The organism is Congregibacter variabilis, assembly GCF_045689235.1.
In the GTDB taxonomy this organism is placed as follows: domain Bacteria; phylum Pseudomonadota; class Gammaproteobacteria; order Pseudomonadales; family Halieaceae; genus Congregibacter; species Congregibacter variabilis.
Genome location: NZ_CP136864.1, coordinates 3,490,309 through 3,511,023, shown reverse-complemented (window position 1 = coordinate 3,511,023; position 20,715 = coordinate 3,490,309). Strand labels below are relative to the sequence as shown.

The following is a 20,715-nucleotide window of genomic DNA, read 5'->3' as shown; positions in this document are numbered from 1 at the left end:
ACTAGCTTATGACAATTCTTCAAACCCGATATAACGCCAACGACAGTGTCGCGCTGGCAAATCAACGTGCGATGCGGATTCAGGTCGAGGCACTTCGAGAGCTGGTCGCCAAGATCAGCGAAGGTGGCGGCGAAGTCGCTCGGGAGCGACACTTATCCCGAGGAAAACTACTGCCCAGGCAACGCCTTGACGCGCTATTGGACCCGGGAACACCGTTTCTGGAGCTATCCCAGCTAGCCGCCCATGAAGTTTATGAGGACGATGTACCCGGTGCAGGCCTCATCACCGGCATTGGTCGCGTTAGCGGGCAAGAGTGCATGGTCTTCATCAATGATGCGACAGTAAAAGGCGGAACCTACTATCCGCTCACCGTCAAGAAGCAAGCCCGCGCACAGACTATCGCCGAGCAAAACAATCTGCCCTGTCTTTACCTCGTGGATTCTGGTGGCGCCTTCTTGCCATTGCAAGACGAAGTGTTTCCCGATCGTGAACACTTTGGCCGTGCTTTTTACAATCAGGCACGCATGTCCGCCAAAGGAATCCCCCAATTGGCTGCTGTCCTTGGCAGCTGCACCGCAGGCGGCGCATACCTGCCTGCCATGGCAGACGAATCGATTATTGTTCGCCAGCAAGGCACTATCTTTTTAGGTGGTCCACCATTGGTAAAAGCGGCCACGGGAGAGATCGTCACCGCAGAAGAGCTCGGCGGCGCAGACGTCCACTGTCGCCAATCCGGTGTAACAGATCATTACGCTAACGATGATCGCCATGCCATCGCACTGCTTCGCCAGTCCGTTGCCAACCTCAACCGTGTCAAGCACGCTGAGATCGAGATTCGAAAGCCCATAGAACCGCGCTACCCCGCAACCGACCTCTATGGCATCGTTCCGGCGGACCGACGCCAGCCCTTTGATGTAAGGGAGGTCATCGCCCGATTGGTAGACGACTCTGCATTTGACGAATTCAAGGCCTTGTTTGGCGACACCATCGTATGCGGCTTCGCTCGATTGCATGGCTACCCCATCGGTATCGTCGCTAACAATGGCATTCTTTTCTCAGAGTCAGCAGTCAAGGCTGCACACTTTGTAGAGCTTTGCGCCCAGCGCAAAATCCCCTTGCTGTTCCTTCAGAACATTACCGGTTTCATGGTGGGCCGTGAGTACGAGGCCGAAGGAATCGCGCGCCACGGTGCCAAGATGGTTCACGCTGTCGCCTGTGCTGACGTGCCCAAACTCACGGTCATTATTGGCGGCTCCTTTGGCGCTGGTAATTACGCCATGTGCGGCCGCTCCTATGATCCTCGCTTTTTGTTTATGTGGCCCAACGCGCGCATCTCTGTCATGGGGGGAGAGCAAGCTGCAAGTGTTCTAGCCACCGTGAAACAGGACCAACTAGCCCGACGCAACGAGAGTATGAGTGACGATGAAGAGGCCGAATTCAAACAGCCCATCCTCGATCGCTACGAAACTCAGGGACACCCCTTCTACGCGTCTGCACGCCTGTGGGACGACGGCGTTATCGATCCTGTCGATACACGTCAGGTGCTGGCATTGGCTCTATCTGCAGCACTTAATGCACCAGTGACGGAATCACGCTTCGGCGTGTTCCGCATGTAGGGCGGATAAATAATGAGCTCAGATACGCAATCCTTCGTCAGTTGCACAGTAGATGCCCGCGGCATTGCCAGGGTAAGCCTCGAGCGTCCCGACAAACACAATGCATTTGACGACAGCATGATCGCGCACATGCAGTCGCACTTTGATGCCCTGGCAGCCAGGGCCGATGTTCGGGTCGTGATCCTTCAGGCCGAAGGCAAAAGCTTCTCGGCCGGCGCCGATCTTGCCTGGATGCAACGCATGGCAGAGTACGATTACGGGCATAATCTTGACGACGCTCGCGGTCTGGCGACGATGTTGCAGACTCTAAAAACTCTGCCACAACCCACCATCGCTCGCGTGCAGGGCAATGCCTTTGGTGGCGCCGTGGGATTAGTCAGCTGCTGCGATATCGCAATTGCTGCGCGAACTGCATTGTTCGGATTTACGGAAACGCGCATAGGTCTTATCCCGGCAACCATAGGACCCCACGTTATCGAGGCCATCGGCGCCCGCTGGGCCCGCCGCTTGTTTCTCACCGCCGAGCGTTTCGATGCTGAGCGTGCCGAAAATATTCACCTCGTTCATGAATGCTGCGATGCAGAGCTACTCGACAGTCGCATTGAGGCTACCGTCGAATCTCTTCTTCGAAACGGCCCGCAAGCTATGGGCGCAGCAAAACTGCTGATTCGAGAAGTCGCGGGTAAACCCGTGGACGCCCGAATGATCGACGATACCAGTGCACGCATCGCTCATATCCGTGTATCGGGTGAAGGTCAGGAAGGCTTGCAGGCTTTTCTCCAGAAGCGCGCACCGAGCTGGGCCACAGGGAGCAACAGCTAATGTTTAACCGAATACTTATAGCCAATCGCGGCGAGATCGCCTGCCGCGTTATCCATACAGCCCGTGCCTTGGGCATACGCACCGTCGCGGTATATTCCGATGCTGATCGGAATGCTCTGCACGTACAATTAGCCGACCAGGCAGTGCACATCGGCGAATCAGCAGCAGCGCTGTCTTATCTTAATCAGGAACGAATCCTGAACGCTGCAAAAGAAACCGGCAGTGAGGCCATCCACCCGGGCTACGGGTTTCTTTCCGAAAATGCAGAATTTGCCCGCGCTTGTGAGACAGCAGGCATTGTTTTTATCGGACCCACCGCAGCGGCCATCGAATCAATGGGCTCCAAGTCCCGTGCCAAAGCAATCATGGCACAAGCGGGGGTCCCACTGATTCCCGGCTATCACGGCGACGACCAAAGTGATGAGGTTCTTCGTCAGCAGGCCGATGCCATGGGTTACCCTGTCCTGCTCAAAGCCACCGCCGGCGGCGGCGGCAAAGGCATGCGGGCGGTTAACGAGGCAGGTGAGTTCAATGAGGCTCTGGCGGCAGCCAGACGCGAATCAGCTGCCAGCTTTGGTGATGACCGTATGCTCATCGAGAAACTCATACAGCGTCCCCGACACGTGGAAGTTCAGGTTTTTTGTGACGCCCATGGCAACGGCGTCTACCTGGCGGAACGAGACTGCTCTATCCAGCGGCGCCACCAAAAGGTTATAGAAGAAGCCCCCGCCCCCGGACTCAGCGACGAACTGCGTCGGGCCATGGGCGAGGCAGCGGTGGAGGCCGCCCGTGCCATCGACTATCTGGGAGCCGGTACCGTGGAGTTTCTGCTGGATTCTTCCCAGCAGTTTTTCTTTATGGAAATGAACACCCGGCTGCAGGTAGAGCACCCGGTCACCGAAATGATTACAGGGCAGGACCTTGTCGAGTGGCAACTGCGCGTCGCCTCCAATGAGCCCCTGCCACTCAGTCAGAGTGAGATTCGTGTGGACGGGCATGCGATGGAAGCACGCATTTACGCTGAAGACACGGAACAAGGCTTTCTCCCGTCCACGGGCATTATCAGTTATCTGCGCCTACCCCCCGAAGGGCCCTCATTACGCATAGACACTGGCGTCATTGAGGGCAGCGAGATCAGTCCCTACTACGACCCGATGATTGCCAAACTCATTGTGCATGGCGATACCCGAGAAGAAGCCCGGAGACGCCTCACCCGCGCCCTCAGCGCCTTCCGCGTTGCCGGGCCGGCCAGTAATATTGCCTTTTTGTACAACATCGCTGCTTTGCCCGCATTTGCGCACTGCGATCTGGATACCCATTTTATTGAACGCCATAGCGAAGACCTGTTCCGCGCACCTCCCGCGCAGAAGAATCGTGACCTGGCAGCCGCGGCTCTGGCATTGCTGTCATTACGACGCAGTGCTAATCAAAGTCCGGGCAACGATAAGTTTTCGCCCTGGGCGGACAGTCGGGGCTGGCGTATGAATACCCCCCATCGTCAGCGCTTTGATGTTCATTGTCATGGCGAAGACTATCTGGTGGAACTCGTGGACCGCGGCGACTATCTGGAACTACTCCTGGATGACGAAACAGCCACAATCCGCGGGAACCTCAAGGACGATGTCCTGATGTTGGAGCTCGACGGCCATCGCTTTCGCGGAAGCTTTGCCCGAGAAGACGCAGAGTTCACCGTGTTTTGGGATGACGGTGCGTTTCGCTTTTCAGAGAAACAGCTTCTGGTTGCGGATTCGAGTGTCGCTGCCGCAGGCGACAGTGAATTCGCTGCCCCCATGCACGGCACCGTGGTCGCGCTTCTTGTGGAGCCTGGAACGACCGTCGAAGCAGGCGATCCCGTTGTGGTGATTGAGGCAATGAAAATGGAGCAAACATTGCGAGCACCCGCCGCAGGCCGAGTTAATGGATTTCGCTGCGAGCCCGGAGACCTGGTGGATCGCGGCGCAAGCCTGGTGGACTTTGAGCCTGAGGCCAAAGAGTAATGAGCAGCGCCAGTTATCCCCCAGAGGTGTCCCTGATAGAAGTCGGACCACGCGATGGTCTTCAAAATGAGAGCACGCCGCTGCCAACCGAGGACAAAGTTACGCTGGTAGAGGGGCTCGTAGCGGCGGGACTTCGCTACGTAGAAACCGGAAGTTTCGTCAATCCGCGTTGGATACCACAGATGGCCGACAGCGCCGATGTGTTCAAGAAAATTGCACGGACATCGGGTGTCACCTATGCGGCGCTAACGCCTAATCTCCAGGGCTTTGAGCGGGCAATGGAGGCCGGCGCCAGTGAAGTGGCTGTGTTCGCTGCCGCTTCGGAGTCATTTTCCCAACGCAATATCAATTGCTCCATCAGCGAAAGCATTGAACGCTTTCGCACGGTTATGGACGCGGCAAAAACCGAAGGTGTTGCTGTGCGCGGCTATGTGTCCTGTGTACTTGGCTGCCCCTATGAGGGTCGAATCAGCCCCAGTGCTGTGCTCTCAGTCAGCGAAGAACTTTTGACCCTTGGATGCTACGAAGTTTCCCTGGGAGATACCATCGGCACGGGTACGCCGGGCTCCATGGACAGCCTGCTAAGCGCACTGATTCCCGCGCTCACCGCCGGCAAACTCGCATTGCACTGTCATAACAGTTATGGACAGGCACTGGCTAACATTCTGGTGGGCTTACAACACGGTATTACGCGTGTTGATAGCTCCGTAGCTGGCCTTGGCGGCTGTCCCTATGCCACCGGCGCCAGCGGCAACGTGGCCACTGAAGATGTCGTGTATATGCTCCAGGGACTGGGTATAAAAACAGGGGTTGATCTTGATGCATTGATCACCGTAGGTGCGTCGGTGTGCAACAAACTCGGACGTGCCAGCCAGTCCGCCGTTGCCAAAGCCAGAAGTAGCTAGCGACCTGTCTATTCTTCGGTCCTGCAGCGCTGCTCTGTGGTAACGTTTCCCGTGTGATAGTGCACCCAGACACAGACCCGAAAAAACTCCGCAATCTGGCGGCTATCATCGCCATATTGTCCGGAGCCAGCCAGTGCTTCTCGCTTTGGCTACTGCCCACAAGCACGACCCTACTGCTAACCGCGCTTACCGGAACGCTTTATTTGCTTCTGGGACTCGGTCTCTTTGGAATATCGCGTTTCTCGCTGTTTCTAGCTATCACATTGCCACCACTGCGCGGCTGGTTCGGCCTCTACCCGCTGGACATACCGGCCTGGGAACTCCTTCGCATTGCAAGCGACCTTACAATTGCCCTGCTTTGCATACCCTCCTTATGGGCCTCCCTGCATCCCGAATATCAGAAAGTAGAGCCAGGAATGAAAAATTCCAGCGATTTTCCCCAACCACCCAGCCTAACCGAGCATGGAGGCGAGAATGCCTGATCCGCTGCTGATAATCGTCGCATTGATATGCGGTATGGCTAGCAGGGCGGTCGGCATGCCAGCCCTCATCGGCTATCTGGCGGCCGGCTTTGTACTGCATGAGTTAAATGTTGGTGGCGGCGAAATGCTCGCTAAGTTGGCCGAAATGGGAATCACTCTTTTACTGTTCAGCATTGGCCTAAAACTGCAGATTCGGGACCTGCTACTGCCGCGAATCTGGGGTACGACGGTTATCCATATGCTGGTCACGCAGTTGGTGATTCTGGCCTTTCTCAGCCTGGCAGGACAATTGATGCCTGGTCTGGGGCTGTCTATCACCAGTAATTTGGTCATAGCTTTCGCCTTCAGCTTTTCCAGCACCGTGTTTGTCATTCAGATCATGCAGGAACGCGGTGAAATGGCATCGCGACACGCCAATCTCGCCATTGGTGTGCTTATCATTCAGGATCTTGCCGCGGTACTCTTTCTTGCCGCATCCACGGGCAAGGTGCCTGAATTATCAGCGCTGTGGCTCTTGTTGCTCCTCCCAGCCCGGCGACCCATAGTGCGTCTGCTCAGACTCGCTGGTCACGGAGAACTCTTTACTCTGGCTGGCTTTGCCCTCGCTATTCTGGGCGCCCAGCTCTTTGACAGTGTAGGCGTCAAAGGTGATCTTGGCGCTTTGTTGATCGGTGTGCTGCTCGCTGGCGAGCAAAAGGGCAAGGAGCTTGCACGCAATCTGCTTTACTTCAAAGACCTGTTTCTCGTGGGCTTCTTTTTATCTATTGGACTGGGGGGCTGGCCCTCTCCAAGCCTGATGATCCTGGCCTTCGCACTCGGAGCCTTGGCCTTACTCAAGCCACTACTGTACTTTCCGCTGTTCACACGATTCCATGTAGCCCCGCGCACCGCGCTCCTTGCCTCTAACAGCCTTGCAAACCACAGCGAATTCGGCCTGATTGTAATCGCTGTCGCAGCAACGCAAGGTTGGGTCAAACCAGAGTGGAGCAGTGCTATGTCAATCGCTATTGCGGTGAGTTTTCTGGTCGCCTCACCTTTGAACCGACTGTCTCATACCATGTACCGCCGTCATCGACTGCGCCTGCTCCGCCATGAATCGCCTTTGGTGCGAGCGCAACGTCCCGACACAAGCAACGTTCGTGTATTGGTGCTAGGAATGGGCAACATCGGGACTGGTGCCTACGAGGCAATAGCGCGCAGTTACGGCGAGCAGGTTCTGGGTATCGATGACAACGACCGGAAGCTTGCTCAGCATCATGCAATGCATCGACGTGTAGCCGCAGCGGATGCCAGTGACCCTGATTTTTGGCATCGGGTCGCGCTGGATCAACTGGAGCTTGTGATGCTTGCCTTAACCAATCATCAGGAAAACATGCTGGTTGCGGACCTGCTTCGGGAATTGGGTTACACGGGGCGCATCGCTGCCGTTGTGCGATTTGACGAGGAGGCTACTGCACTGGAAGCCAAGGGAATTTCGGCGTTCAATCTTTACGCGCAAGCGGGAGAAGGGTTTGCTGCTCATGCAGCGCAGGGTCTGCGAGAAAGAAGATCCGCCGATCGCGACGTCAATGAAACTGAAGAGCCCGGTAGCTAGACTAGGCAGCGTTGATGGATCCGTCAGTTCCCGCTTCGCTGGAAAACCAAAACACCACCAACACAAACAAGACGTTGATTATCAGATAAGCAGCGGTAACAGCTGCAAACACTCCAAGACCGGGCGTCATCACAAGTCCAAGCGCAAAGATTCCCAATCGCAGAAGATCCCATCGCATATTGATCAACGGCGCTCGACCCTCGATCCAAAAAGCAGTAGTAATAGTCGTCAACAACATTGCGAGGACCAAGCACGCGCTCGCGAGGTAGCTTGTTACAACGCCAGCCTGAAGGTACCCAAGCAATGCCACTACGATGACGAGCTGAAACAGGGCGTAAACCCGCACTGACAAATTTGTAGGTGGATCAAAGCGCACAAAATCTGCCAGCCTCGGTTTTGCACGTGGATCAGAGGCCTCAAGATCAGCTGGCCGCCACCCAGTTCGGGCGACCCAGACATGCAATTTGTCGCGCCAGCGCTGCGCGTTCCAACTGTCGCTGAACAACTCTGCGTAGATGTGCGTCAAAGCTCGAAGGGGGTTGAAGCTGCGTAGCGGGCCTTTGATTCCATAAATGGGAGGGTCCGATTCGAGCTCTTCCTGAAAAGTCCCAAACAAGCGGTCCCAAAGAATAAACAGACCACCATAGTTCCGATCCAGATAGCGTTCGTTCTGCGCGTGATGCACTCGATGATTCGAAGGCGTAACAAACACCCACTCATACCATCCCAACTTGCCCACATGCTCGGTGTGCACCCAAAACTGATAGATAAGGTTGATAGAACCGACGGTGACAACCACCTCTGCCGGCACCCCCAAGGCAAACATGGGTATATAAAAAACCCAGCCCAGCAAAAACCCGGTACTGGTTTGGCGCAGAGCCGTAGACAGGTTGTAGTCTTCACTCTGATGATGCGCTACGTGTGCGGCCCACAAAATTGCTCTTTCGTGGCCTAGACGATGCAACCAGTAATAACAGAGGTCGTAGAGAACGGTCGCAAGCACCCAGGTCCAGATACTCTTGCTACTCATCAATGACAAAGAGAAGTGTTCGCTGGTGAGGTGGTAAACATAACCGCCCACGCCCAGAGTAACGAACTTCCTGGCCTGGCTGAGCGTTCCCAAAAAAAGACTGCTTACCGCATCGTTGACGCGATAGGTGTTCCGGCCGACACGCAAACCCCAGAGCAGCTCCAGCACCATGGCAAGAATAAAAAAAGGAACAGCGTAGACTACAAGATCCATAGCGGAGTAATCGAAGAAAAGACGCCCTAGGCGTCGAGATCCGGAATCATATCGTCTTTAAGAAGCGCAATAGTGTCTTTGAGGCGCAGCTTTTCTTTCTTCAAACGCTGAAGAAGAATCTGATTCTGGTAAGGATACAGTTGCATCTCGGCGATACGCGTATCCAGCGCCCTGTGCCGAGTTTGCAGCTGGAGTAGCCTCATGGCAGGCGTCAAAACCTCATTTGCGGCTTCAGCGTCAGCATCTGGTTCCTTGCCCGGTGGCCAGTTCATGTACCGCAATTCCCGCCTTCAATAGCACTGTAAGAAGATCGTAAAAGATAACCGCGCCCTCGTCTGTAGACAAGGCCCGTCTTACCCATGCCAATCACTTATAAATCTGTTCATACCATGCACTCAAGCAGTTCATGCCATAGCGAAGATGATCTATCTCCCACTGCCACAAAGTGTGGACTGAGCAGCGTGTCTCTTGCGTTGTACAGCAAGGGTGAACCATCAAGACCCAAAACCATACCCCCCGCAGCGGTCACCAAAGCGTCTCCCGCTGCAACATCCCACTCACTGCAGGGAGAGAACCGCGGGTAACAATCCCCCCGTCCGGCAGCCAGATCACAAAACTTTAATGCGCTACCGCTGTTTTTACGAGATAAGTCATGCGTTGCGCTCAAAAGCTCCAAACATTGGTCTAAACGGGGATTACGGTGACGCCGACTGGCAAGAATGACCATCTCTCTAGCGGGGAGTGCTCGGGTGGCCAATGGCCTGCTATTCCAGGATCCCGCCTCTAATCTGAGTCGCCAGGCACCCTCGCCCACTATTCCCAGGCTACCCGATTGCGAGAGTGGCTCGTAAATAAGCCCCAGCACCGGTCGTTGAGCCTCGATCAGCGCAATGTTAATGGTGAACTCGCCGGTTCTCTCCAAAAACTCCCGGGTCCCATCCAATGGATCAACCATCCAAAAGGAATCCCAATCGTGTCGATCGGCTATTTCCTCCGGGCTGCATTCTTCGGAAAGTAAAGGAAGTTCTGGCTTTAAGCGGTGAAGTCCCCCGCTTAGGATCTGATGAGAAGCGAGATCAGCCTGCGTAAGTGGCGTCCGATCTTCTTTGCTGAGCAACAGACCCGAGCTTGCCTCATCGTTGTAACACGCAAGTATGCTCTGGGAGGCGCTCTTGCAAAGGTCTAGAAGCGCCCAGATTTTGTCCCGCGACGATGACGGGTGCCCAGTTATTTGCATAAGCGCTACTATAGCACCCAGCGATGATTGACTGGCCTAACATTCGCACGGTGCTGTTGGACATGGACGGCACCCTGCTTGACCTCCATTACGATAACCATTTCTGGATGGAGTATCTGCCCCGTGCCTATGCGCAGGCACGAGGCATTCCCGAAGCCGAAGCCATGGCACATCTCCACGACAGCTTTACATCTGTTCGGGGGTCTCTTCCCTGGTACTGCCTGGATCATTGGTCACAAGAGCTGGATATGGACATCCCACTGCTCAAGCGCGAGATCAAGCACATGATCCGCATGCGCCCCTACTCTCTTGAGTTTCTTCGCTGGCTACACACACAACCCATGGATGTCCTCCTGGTTACCAACGCGCATAGAGAAACCCTGAACATCAAAATGGCTGAAGTCGATATTACCGACTGGTTTGATCACATCGTTGTATCCCACGATCTCCAGGCTCCCAAAGAGCAGCAGGTATTCTGGGAGCGCCTGCAGGAACTGCATCCTTTTGACCCCGAAACAACCTTGTTTATCGACGACACGGAGTCGGTACTTGATGCCGCACAGACTTATGGAATACGGCATCTACTGACACTATTGCAGCCAGACAGCTCCCAGCAGAAGCGGATGGATACTCGATTTCCGGGTATACACCACTTCGACGAAATCATGCCTGAGGTGCTTCCATGACCGAAGGATCCACCGCAAAGCTGCGGGTGGATAAGTGGCTTTGGGCCGCCCGCTTTTTCAAGACCAGAAGTCTGGCCAAAGCGGCCATAGAAGGCGGAAAGGTTCAACTCGAAGGCCAGCGGGTAAAAGTTTCCCGAGAGATCAGCGTGGGCGATCAGCTTCGCATTCGCCAAGGCTGGGACGAGCGGGACATTATTGTTATGGCGTTGAGTGATCAGCGCCGCGGAGCGCCAGAGGCCCAGGCACTTTATCTGGAGACCGGGGAAAGTATTGCCCGGCGCGAGCAATCAGCCCAGGCAAGAAAGCTTGCCGGCGGCATGATTGGACGTCCGGCGAAAAAACCAGATAAAAGAGCGAGGCGGCAGATTCATCGCTTTCAGAATCTCAATGATGAGTGATCCCTTCAGCGGCGGCCAGCTTTTCATAGGGCCGCGATCATTCGCGGCACCCATTTACGCGCCCAGCGTTTAAAAACGCCCCACATCGGAGAACGAGATGCGGTCGTAACGATGCAGCGTTTGACTACCGGTCTCCACAACCACTATGTGTGGATCATAGAGAATCGACGCCAACTTTTATCACCAAAAGAATCGAGCAAAGAAGCAATCGATACCATAGCTTCAGGTTTCGGGATTGCAGCACAGCAAGTATAGCCGCGCTTTTGTTTTTAGGGATCACAGAAGCTGTCGTCGCTTTGGAATCATGCAACTCCGCCTTCCACCGATTAAGCGCGCTCAAGTACTGCATACGACTCCCCAGCCGAGCGACTCGTTCTCTGATCCCAGCCATTGACGGCGCGCCGCGCAGATTGTTGCTGTGCTGACGATAGTCAGCCAAGGCCTCAGGCAGAAATAATGAATCCAGTCCGTACACTCTGCACAGAATCACCGCGCCCCAGTCGTGCATTTGCCAAGGCGCGCTGGCATGTGACAGCAATAGTTCGAGCAGGTGTCTCGACAAGCACAAGGTAAACCCGAGAGCGGGATTAACCAGGGCTATGTCAGGGCTTTCAAGATCAACTGGAAACGTATACGGCGATCTACGGTGCTTGTAGAAGGAGCTATGAATGAGCTGCCCCAGCTCATCGACTACGCGGGCATCACTAAAGAGAAGGTGAATATCGCGCTTACTTTCCTCTAATACTCGCTCGTAGCGCTCAATACGCTGGCCATGCCAGATATCATCCTGGTCGCAAAACATAAAGTGTGTTGCGCTTGGATTATTGTTTAGAGCAATGCGTGAGGCGGCGATGAAGCTGTGAGTCGGTCCCGGAGACGAATCATGTTCAATCAACCGGCAAGTGTCTGGATGATCCACCTCGTCTAGCCAAGCGCTCACTCTGGATACGGTATTGTCGGCACTATTCCAGTCATGCACCTCCACGAAGTCTGGCGCGCGTGTCTGCTGGCTCAAAGAGGAAAGCTGCTCGTCGATATACATCCCGCCATTGTGCGCACACAAAATAACTGCAAACTGCCTGGGCACGGACATTAGCGAGACAGCTCCACCTTAAGTCGTGATGCGATCACGGAATTGGCAAAACTCTCTTCATAGATTTCCCGCGTACTAGCACTCCAGCCCTGCATAAGCCTTTCAGCGATGTCTCGCAGAGCAGACGCGAGTGCAGCCGGGTCCTCTGATGGAACCACATATAGCCCCTTGCGCTGATCAGCGATACCCGAGAACGTAGAGGCCTCACGGGTTACTAGTGGTCTGTTCATGGCCAAAGACTGATGAACCTTGTAGGGCACAACCGCTCCCGCCTTCACCGAGTTGGCGAAGACACCCAAAGTCACGTCTGAAGAACGAGCCAGGTCTACAATCGCTGAAACATCCATCAACTCTCGATGCCAAACCAAACCCTGCAGTGGTTGAGCCTTCAGTAGACTGGCAACCCTATCTGCGGTTTGTCCATTGCCTATCAAGGTCAAATTCACTGGAAACTTTTGATGCTGCAGTATTCTTACGGCCTCAATAATCACCTCAACACCATGCAGCGGAATGAACGTTCCCCAGAAAAGAACTTCCAGGGACTTGCTATAGGTATGAGCCCTCAATGGCAGCCAAACTGATTCATCAATACCCACCGGTATTTCAGCGACCTGCGTGTCCGTGCCCGCAAGATACTGCCTTAGTAGAACAGCCTGTTCGGCAGTGTCGATCAAGACCACATCGGCTTTACCCAGGGTAAAGCGCTGAAAGGCCACGAGCATCCGAGCCCGCAGCGACTTTTCGGGAATGAGTTTGCGATCCTCTACAACGGTGCTGTGCAGCTCCAAAAAAGCGTCGGCTATCACTCGCTTATGCCGCGTCTGACCTGAAATCCACAGTATGACTATGTCGATGTAGGCTGGATAAGGAACAAAGATCGTGTCGCAATCTTTCAGTAAAGCGCGCTGCGACCACAGGGACCAGCTATCTTGCAGCAACTTCCCCAATCGCCCAAAGAGGGTCTTACCCGAAGAGAATCCATGTCCTGACGAGCGTGTTTCAGGGCGGATATAAAGCGTCTCTCCACTGAGCTCTTCGAGAATATTTACAAGTATTCGATTTCGCTGATACAGATCGTGATCGCTATAGGCACCAAACACGGCCAGGCGTTGAGGCATAGCGAATGAGTCAGACATCACACCACAGCGATCTTGTCGCGCCCCTCTCGTTTAGCCTCATAGAGCGCAGCGTCAGCTCTATCTACCAACACCCCGGGATCCACATCCTCATCCGGCATGATCGAAAGAACACCCTGAGAGATACTGATTCGATCGGAAACCTCTGAGTCGCTATGGGGAATATTCTCCTCGTACACCAAACGCTTTAAACGTTCTGCAGTGCGAAGGGCTTCGGGCGCTCGTGCACCGGGCAAGACCAGAATAAATTCCTCACCGCCGTAGCGTCCGGCAACCTCACCAGCTCGAGCCGTTGCCCGCTGCATGATATCTCCAATGCGACGCAGCACCTCATCACCCGCAGGGTGGCCATAGGTATCGTTATATTTTTTAAAGAAGTCGACATCAATGAGAATCACTGACACCCATCCATGAGAGCGTCGCGCACGATTGACCTCTTCTCGTAAGGTCTGGTTAATCAAACGGCGATTACCCAGACCTGTAAGCTCGTCAATGTTCGCCAGATCGGTAAGTTGACGCCGTGCCTCCTGGAGCTGAAGATTTCGGTCTCGCAAAGAGTTCGTGATCTGGCCAAGCTCCCGTGCCATGGCTTCCTGCTGCCAGTTCAAGCTCAGCATGCGCCGAAAGGTATCGTGGATTCCGTTGCTCGCTGCCGTGAGCAGTCCGGTAAGTGCCAGAAGCAGGAATCCAAGAAGCAGGTTATAAGGTTGATCCCAGAAATTCGCCAGGCTCCACCAGGCGATAGGCCACAGGGCAGAAAAGGTAAAAGCGAGAAAGTACTCTCTGATTACGACCATTACCGCCAGAGAAATAGCAGCAATAAACACCACGATCAGTAACAACAAATACTGAATAGTGACCGGGAGATAGGGACTTACCAGAATATAGGTCCCGGACCAAATCAGACCGGTCGCCGCTGACCCCGCAACAAGCTGCCAGAACAGTTTTTTCGGTCGACTCAGGTAGCGTCGATCTGACAGCGCAGCACTCATGTGCAAGGACCTAAGCAGTAACAGGATCAGGATGCCAAAGCCCCAGAGCAAAAGGTCTCCGGCGTCAAAATAGGGCCAAAGTAGACCCATGACCGCAATCACCCCAATAAGGTTGGCCATCATCGATGCCACCCGCCCATGCTGCATGAGCAGCTCAAGCTGAGCACAGAAGAGCTCTTCCTCGGGAATGTTGCGCAAATAAATCATAGGTAAAAGTTTACACGTAGCACCGGCCTACCGGTAAGCATCCATTTTAGGGGTGAGACCTTCATCACAAGGGCACGGATGGGTCATTGCCGGACCCTGCCGGCTGGGACACACTTAGCTCAGAATATCGGGGGATACGCTATGTATCAATGGAACACACTGCGAACGCTGGCAGGGCTATTGCTCTGCATACCACTGATTCACGTGGCGCTGATGGTTTCTCGCGATATTAGTACCTACCTTGATCCGTCTCCAGAAGTCTGGGACGGCGAGATCTCCGCGCTGATCACCTCCGATCTTGACGCCGTCATACCCAACGAACCGGTGGTAGTCATCGGCGGTCATCGCGTGCGCCTATGGAAAGACCTCGCCGTGAGCCTTCTGCCAAAAGCCACTCTCCTGCGGCCATTGGGAGATGCTACTTTAGAAGATCTTATTCATCATTATGACCGATTGGCAGCCTTTTACCGCCCGGATATTCTCGTGGTCTTTCCCGGGTATGCGGACCTTCATTTGCGTGACGAAAAGACACCCAGCGACTTCAAAAACAGTCTGCGTGCCCTTCTTGATCTCGATGAGGAGTACGGCGCCAGCAGCTGGCGCTATGTGATCGCGCCGGTGCAGATGCCCTTACATCCTGAGGACCGCGAGCGTATCTCACTAATCAGCAAGACTATCAAACCACTTGAAGAGGAACTGCCGGACCTCACGATTATCGACCCCAATCCTATTTTAAGCAGGATGGATGGAACGCCCAACCCTGCCTATTACCGTGGCGACGGCGTCAACCTGAGTCCCAGTGGCTACGAACGTATATCGCTGCTTCTGGCCACTGAGATCAAAACACGGCAAGAGCGTGAGCACCTAAAGACAGCATCACAATAGCCACCAACGCCGCGTAATTTGAGCTACAATTTCGCGATGTTTGATGAACTCCCCATAGCGCGCCCATCTACCCCTGCTCTCGACAAGATTGATCAGGGCGTGGACTTTTCCCAGCTAAGCGAAGACGAATTGCAGGCGCTCCCGGACGAGCTGCGCTCCTATCTTCTGTATAGCGCCGGGCAGTCTGGCGGTCACTTTGGTGCGGGCCTGGGCGTGGTTGAGCTAACCATAGCTCTACATCGTGTGTTCGATACGCCAAGAGACCGCATCGTTTGGGACGTGGGACATCAAGCCTATCCGCACAAGATTCTTACCGGGCGCATGCAGCGTATGAATACCATACGCCAGGCAGGAGGGCTTGCAGGCTTTCCAAAACGCAGCGAGAGCGAATACGACACCTTTGGGGTGGGACACTCTTCCACCAGTATTTCGGCGGCAATGGGCATGGCGCTGGCCGCAGCTCGAGAAAATGACCCCCGCCGCGTCGTCGCGGTTATTGGCGACGGCGCCATAACCGGCGGCATGGCCTTTGAAGCCTTGGCGCATGCCGGTGACGTCAGACCCAACATGCTGGTCATTTTGAACGACAATCAGATGTCCATCGGGAGAAACACCGGTGGCCTGGCCAAATACTTCGCAAAAATCTGGGCCAGCAAGACCTATATCAGTATGCGCGAAGGCGGCAAGCGAGCCTTAAAGAAAATCAAGCCCGCCTGGGATCTGGCGAAGCGTACAGAGGAGCATATGAAAGGAATGGTAGCTCCAGGCACTTTGTTTGAGGAGCTGGGCTGGCATTACATCGGTCCTATAGATGGGCACGACCTGCCGCAACTCGTGCAAACGCTCGAGAATATGCGCGACCTCAAGGGCCCGCAGTTTTTGCATGTCTTAACTATGAAAGGCAAGGGCTACTCTCCGGCAGAAGCGGATCCCATTGGCTTCCATGCCATTAACAAACTCGAAATTAAGCCTACGCTCGAAGCTGACGAAGCACCTCCCCCACCGCCCATACCGACTCTCAAAAAGGTCAAGTATCAAGACGTTTTTGGGCAATGGCTGTGTGACATGGCTGCAGTAGATGATCGTCTATTGGCAATTACACCTGCCATGTGCGAAGGATCGGGAATGGTGACCTACGCTCAGCAGTATCCAGAACGCTTTTTTGATGTTGCCATCGCCGAACAACATGCGGTGACCCTTGCTGCGGGCATGGCCTGTGAGGGCGCCAAGCCCGTGGTCGCCATCTACTCAACATTTTTACAAAGAGCCTATGACCAGCTCATACACGATGTCGCTATTCAAAAGCTCGATGTCACCTTTGCGATCGATCGCGCCGGCCTGGTGGGTCAGGACGGGCCAACGCATCACGGGGCTTTTGACATCAGCTACCTACGCTGCATTCCAAATATGGTTATCGGCGCGCCGTCAGACGAAAACGAATGCCGTCAAATGCTATACACCGCTTACCGTCACGCCGGCCCGGCTGCCATTCGCTATCCTCGAGGGACGGGCCCAGGCTCTTTGATCGAAGAAACAATGACCGAGTTACCCATAGGCAAAGCCGTCCTTGTTCGACCCGGCCAGGGAGTGGCGATCCTGAATTTTGGTGCCTTGTTTTCGGAAGCCATGAAAGCCGGAGAGGAGCTCGATGCAACGGTGGTAGACATGCGTTGGATCAAGCCTCTGGATGAAGAACTCATACTGGAGCTGGCTAGCAGTCATGACTTGTTAATTACCCTTGAAGAGAACGCTGTCGCTGGTGGTGCGGGGTCTGCGGTGGCTGAGCTACTTTGCCGAAACGACATCCTCTGCCCTATTAAGCATTTCGGCATTGCCGACAATTTTATAGAGCATGGCAATCAAGCTGCTCTTCGCGAAGAATCACTAATATCCGCTGACGCTATTGTGACGTACATCCAGAACCGCCCACTAATTTCTCTCAAGGCAAGCGCAAATGATACGGTGGTTTATCACGCCTCATAATCACCAGTAAGACGATCAATCGAGTCCTGTAGGCCTCAAATCAGACGCTCCGTCTTTCACACTCATGCTGTACGGCCCCATTTTGCCGACCACACCATGCCAAAGACCCACACAAACCATCTTCAAAGAATCTAGCCGCCGAGTACCAAATATCAAATGCGAGTAAACCACCCCGGCTATGGCCCAGGAATTACGTAGCTTCCAACTCAGGTCAACATAGCTTTCGCGAGTCAAGGCAATCAAATTTCTGACTCGGTAATAGAGTCGAAGCGGAGGATACTCTGCCTCCATTCTCCAACGCAGATACCATACTCTAAGCCTGTCTTCGCCCATCTCATGCCGCATCGTTGCCCCATTAACGCCAACCAGCCTATAGCCCTTAGCACGGGCACGATGCGACCACTCCAAGTCTACGCCATCCACAAAATACTCGTCCCTCATCAGCCCTACGTCGCGGATAGCCGCAGCCTGGATCAAACAACCCGAAGTAATCAGTGTAAGTGCATCGACGAGGGGTGATTCGGCAGAGGCAAATCCATGACCATAAAAAAGATGCCCAGGGATCTGCACTTGAAATGGGTGAACTTTATCGGTGTTGCACTCTTGAAAAACAGGCCCAACAGCAGCAACTTTTTCGCCCTCAGATAATAGCCCCTCCAAGCTCCTCGCTAAGCTTTTCACCATATCGCTTGCCGGAAGACTGTCCTGATCGCTAAGTAAAAGAAACTCGGCGCCTTCAGATAAGCCAATTTCGATACCGATGTTAAGGGCCGTCGCTATACCAGCATTTCTTCCCAAACGGACCACTCGAACTTGATCGAAGCCCAAGCCGCAACTGATTAACACATCTGCTACTGTGTTGTTTGATGAAGGGCTATTGTCAACCACACACAACAGATCAACTTGCGATACGAGTACTTTGAGGAGCAATTCAAATTGCCCAGGCATCGGATTAAAAGTCACAACTACTGCAGCAATCATTGGTCGCCCGGCTTGCGCGCAACCAAGGTAATAAACTCACGTGAGCTGGGACTCACCCAGTCTATAAATTCAAAGAACAGTCGCTTTAGAAAAAGGCTCACGCCACCCAACAATGTCTTAGGCCGCCTACCCCCTCGTTTCAACGCGTCACTCTCGGGAAACATCACAAAAGCAGACAGACCGTGCCATAGCGCCTCAACATCATCAAAACCCGCACGCAATAGTACGCGTTTCAGTGTGTTGGAAGAAAAGAGTGTAAGGTGCCTGGGTGGCTCAAGCCCGCGCCAAAATCGGCCAAAAGCGCGATGGCCAAAGCTGGAAATATTCGGCGTCTCCAGCCATAAAACGCCACCCGGCTTTAACAGGCGGAACAAATCACTAATAAGGTGCACCGGATCGTGAACATGCTCGAGCACATGTGATAGCGTAATTACATCGTAAAGGCCCGTACCTTCCAGCATTTCTCCAGCCTCAATCAGCGCAACATCAAGCCCTCTAGCTCGCGCCAGGCTGACCGCTACGGGATCAAAATCGACACCCTCTGCTGACCAGCCCATAGATTTGGCGATAGTAAGAAATTCACCATTAGCACAGCCGTAGTCCAGCAGTCGTCCGACAGCATCAGTCTGCGGGGTAAGATGTCGGTAATTAGCGTCGATGGACGTTTTCATAGAGTGGAACAGCAGCACTACCCATCGCCCACCTAAAATGGTCGGAGTACGATTATCGTTGTAGTGACAAGCTCGATAGTCATTCAACAGGCCTCGAACAAAGCGTCGCATAAACCCGGAATTCGAATTTACGGTAGAAGATTGATTCTCATGGGTTATGTAGTCCCGATAGGCCATAACTATGGTTGCCGGACTAGGACGAGGGTCAATCCAGGCCGTCGCACAACTCAAACACTGGTAAAGATTCCACTCACCGGGCGCCACGCCCAATAGTATATCGGTGAGTCCCTTATACATCAGGCGTCGGTTACCCGAATCACAGACCGGGCAACAAGGAACAGCATCGAGTCCCGAATTGGGCCAGGAGGTCGGGTTTGTAGATGCACTCACGGACGCTTCCACTTACAGGCTGCCTCTAAAAAGCATAAACACTAATACCAAAGATAATAATCATAACGATTGGCACCAAGACTGACACTCGGACCAAGCCTTTGGCCAGTTTGAATTGAGTAAATGCCACCGCATAGAGCATCATTGCATCGACAAGTATTCTGGCTGACCAAGCTATAGCAGCACCCTCTGCACCCAGGCGAGAGACCAACACCCAAAGCATCAAAAAGTAGAGCGGTAATTGCAATAAGTGCAGGCGTGCCGTCAGGTCAGTTCTTCCGGCCGCATGCATTAACGCGTAGGGAATATGCGAAAAACCGTTCAACATCACGCCCAAAATCAACCAGCGCGTAAGCTCTAGTGAGTTCTCCCTGAACGCAGGTCCCACCCATAGCTCAAGGACCATGGGAAGAATGCTTGAAAGGACGATTAGCGGCAAAGCCCAAAAGCACGCGGTTACAAAGATCGCGCCCTTGAACAGGGCGGCAGTTTCTACTGAGTCAACGCCCGCGCGCGCGATCGCTGGAAACACTGCGTTCGCTGCCGCAGAAGGCACTCCCATAGCACGCATTAAGGTATCCAGCGGCACCGTGTAATAAGCGAGATACTGCATCGGATAAACGATTGCGAGATAAAAGCGATCTGAGTAGCCAATGATCGGTCCAACTAGGTTGGAGATAGACAGCCAAGCGGAAAATTGCCATAGGCTTTTTGTCGTCGAGGACGAAATACGGGCTTCCTTGTAATCCGATATTCTATGAATTGCGCTCTTAACCAACAGTAACCAGAACACTAACGCCAGAACACGCAGTCCGACCATGCCGACAAGCACACTATCCAGGCCTGGATTAAAGGAGCTCCAGACAGCGGGGACAATGATCATCGATACACTCAGCGGAACTCTGAGAAGATTCACTTTACCGAAGAGCTGAAGGCCCTCAAGCACCCCTACAGCGCATCCCGACAAAAGAAGAGGTGGGAGTGAAACAGCGAACCAGCGCATTGCCGAGGCAGCTTCAATCTGCAATGCATCGTCCAAGCGGAAGACACGCAACGTGAGTAAATCTGCAGACAGGTAAAAAAGACACGCCCACAAAGTGCCTAGTATGAGCGACGCCATGAGAACCTTAACAACGGCGGATTCGATCTTTTGTTTCGCGTGGACGAACCCGTCATTCGCTGCAACAGACTGCGTTAGGGCTCGGCTAAGACCAAAGTCAAAAAAACCAGAAAAACCGTAAAAACCCAGCAATAGAGCGAATATTCCTACCCTCTCTAAACCCATGTTTTCCAGTAACACCGGCATGGCTAAAACACCGCAAAGAGCTGGGACAACAACACCAGCCGCGTTAAACGCAGCGTTCCTTCCCACCCTTACCGCCATGACTACAAAGAAC

19 protein-coding genes are annotated in these 20,715 nt (G+C 53.9%); 10 read left to right on the top strand and 9 right to left on the bottom strand.

Features of this window, described 5'->3' with window-relative positions; all coding sequences use genetic code 11:
- Positions 1-8 precede the first annotated feature (8 nt).
- The 6 genes from R0135_RS15650 to R0135_RS15625 are packed head-to-tail and all read left to right on the top strand — an operon-like array spanning position 9 to position 7,416.
- Positions 9-1,616 (top strand): carboxyl transferase domain-containing protein, encoded by a 1,608-nt coding sequence (locus tag R0135_RS15650; RefSeq protein ID WP_407347847.1) that lies wholly within the window; start codon positions 9-11, stop codon positions 1,614-1,616.
- Between the two features lie 12 nt (positions 1,617-1,628).
- A complete protein-coding gene (locus R0135_RS15645; RefSeq protein WP_407347846.1) occupies positions 1,629-2,438 on the top strand; it encodes an enoyl-CoA hydratase/isomerase family protein in 810 nt (269 codons plus the stop codon).
- A complete protein-coding gene (locus tag R0135_RS15640; RefSeq protein WP_407347845.1) occupies positions 2,438-4,435 on the top strand; it encodes an acetyl/propionyl/methylcrotonyl-CoA carboxylase subunit alpha in 1,998 nt (665 codons plus the stop codon). The genes R0135_RS15645 and R0135_RS15640 overlap by 1 nt, the downstream gene beginning before the upstream one ends.
- Positions 4,435-5,340, top strand: coding sequence for a hydroxymethylglutaryl-CoA lyase (locus R0135_RS15635; RefSeq protein WP_407347844.1), 906 nt, complete (start codon positions 4,435-4,437; stop codon positions 5,338-5,340). The genes R0135_RS15640 and R0135_RS15635 overlap by 1 nt, the downstream gene beginning before the upstream one ends.
- Before the next feature lie 53 nt (positions 5,341-5,393).
- Positions 5,394-5,822: a hypothetical protein gene (locus R0135_RS15630; protein ID WP_407347843.1), complete on the top strand. Its 429-nt coding sequence runs from the start codon at positions 5,394-5,396 to the stop codon at positions 5,820-5,822.
- Entirely contained in the window at positions 5,815-7,416 is a 1,602-nt protein-coding gene (locus tag R0135_RS15625) for a cation:proton antiporter (protein WP_407347842.1), read from the top strand. Before R0135_RS15630 ends, R0135_RS15625 begins: the two co-directional genes overlap by 8 nt.
- 1 nt (position 7,417) lies before the next feature.
- Here the strand turns inward: R0135_RS15625 and R0135_RS15620 are convergent, their stop codons facing one another.
- The 3 genes from R0135_RS15620 to cysQ form a co-directional block, all read right to left on the bottom strand.
- Positions 7,418-8,659, bottom strand: coding sequence for a sterol desaturase family protein (locus tag R0135_RS15620; protein ID WP_407347841.1), 1,242 nt, complete (start codon positions 8,657-8,659; stop codon positions 7,418-7,420).
- Positions 8,660-8,685: 26 nt separating this feature from the next.
- Positions 8,686-8,931, bottom strand: a complete 246-nt coding sequence (locus R0135_RS15615; RefSeq protein WP_405271743.1) for a YdcH family protein — start codon at positions 8,929-8,931, stop codon at positions 8,686-8,688.
- A 110-nt stretch (positions 8,932-9,041) separates the two neighbouring features.
- Positions 9,042-9,896 (bottom strand): 3'(2'),5'-bisphosphate nucleotidase CysQ, encoded by an 855-nt coding sequence (cysQ, locus tag R0135_RS15610; RefSeq protein WP_407347840.1) that lies wholly within the window; start codon positions 9,894-9,896, stop codon positions 9,042-9,044.
- A gap of 23 nt (positions 9,897-9,919) precedes the next feature.
- Here cysQ and yrfG point away from each other — a divergent pair, with 23 nt between their 5' ends.
- Together yrfG and R0135_RS15600 are read left to right on the top strand one after the other, a co-directional pair.
- Positions 9,920-10,582, top strand: coding sequence for a GMP/IMP nucleotidase (gene yrfG / locus R0135_RS15605; protein ID WP_407347839.1), 663 nt, complete (start codon positions 9,920-9,922; stop codon positions 10,580-10,582).
- On the top strand, positions 10,579-10,980 hold the full coding sequence (locus R0135_RS15600) for an RNA-binding S4 domain-containing protein (RefSeq protein WP_407347838.1): 402 nt from the start codon (positions 10,579-10,581) through the stop codon (positions 10,978-10,980). The genes yrfG and R0135_RS15600 overlap by 4 nt, the downstream gene beginning before the upstream one ends.
- A gap of 154 nt (positions 10,981-11,134) precedes the next feature.
- Here the strand turns inward: R0135_RS15600 and R0135_RS15595 are convergent, their stop codons facing one another.
- Genes R0135_RS15595 through R0135_RS15585 form a run of 3 tightly spaced genes read right to left on the bottom strand, consistent with a single transcriptional unit; the run spans position 11,135 to position 14,408 of the window.
- Entirely contained in the window at positions 11,135-12,073 is a 939-nt protein-coding gene (locus R0135_RS15595; protein ID WP_407347837.1) for a glycosyltransferase, read from the bottom strand.
- Complete coding sequence (locus R0135_RS15590) at positions 12,073-13,209, bottom strand: glycosyltransferase (RefSeq protein WP_407347836.1); 1,137 nt, start codon at positions 13,207-13,209, stop codon at positions 12,073-12,075. Before R0135_RS15590 ends, R0135_RS15595 begins: the two co-directional genes overlap by 1 nt.
- Positions 13,209-14,408, bottom strand: coding sequence for a GGDEF domain-containing protein (locus R0135_RS15585; protein ID WP_407347835.1), 1,200 nt, complete (start codon positions 14,406-14,408; stop codon positions 13,209-13,211). Before R0135_RS15585 ends, R0135_RS15590 begins: the two co-directional genes overlap by 1 nt.
- A 141-nt stretch (positions 14,409-14,549) precedes the next feature.
- Here R0135_RS15585 and R0135_RS15580 point away from each other — a divergent pair, with 141 nt between their 5' ends.
- Positions 14,550-15,293, top strand: coding sequence for a hypothetical protein (locus R0135_RS15580; protein WP_407347834.1), 744 nt, complete (start codon positions 14,550-14,552; stop codon positions 15,291-15,293).
- A 36-nt stretch (positions 15,294-15,329) separates the two neighbouring features.
- The gene (gene dxs / locus R0135_RS15575; RefSeq protein WP_407349937.1) at positions 15,330-17,276 is read left to right on the top strand and encodes a 1-deoxy-D-xylulose-5-phosphate synthase; all 1,947 of its coding nucleotides are present in this window, start codon (positions 15,330-15,332) and stop codon (positions 17,274-17,276) included.
- Between the two features lie 15 nt (positions 17,277-17,291).
- On the opposite strand, the gene R0135_RS15570 is transcribed toward dxs, so the two are convergent.
- Genes R0135_RS15570 through R0135_RS15560 form a run of 3 tightly spaced genes read right to left on the bottom strand, consistent with a single transcriptional unit; the run spans position 17,292 to position 20,702 of the window.
- The gene (locus tag R0135_RS15570; protein WP_407347833.1) at positions 17,292-18,257 is read right to left on the bottom strand and encodes a glycosyltransferase family 2 protein; all 966 of its coding nucleotides are present in this window, start codon (positions 18,255-18,257) and stop codon (positions 17,292-17,294) included.
- Complete coding sequence (locus R0135_RS15565; protein WP_407347832.1) at positions 18,254-19,318, bottom strand: class I SAM-dependent methyltransferase; 1,065 nt, start codon at positions 19,316-19,318, stop codon at positions 18,254-18,256. The genes R0135_RS15570 and R0135_RS15565 overlap by 4 nt, the downstream gene beginning before the upstream one ends.
- A gap of 25 nt (positions 19,319-19,343) precedes the next feature.
- Positions 19,344-20,702, bottom strand: coding sequence for a hypothetical protein (locus tag R0135_RS15560; protein WP_407347831.1), 1,359 nt, complete (start codon positions 20,700-20,702; stop codon positions 19,344-19,346).
- Between the last annotated feature and the right edge of the window lie 13 nt (positions 20,703-20,715).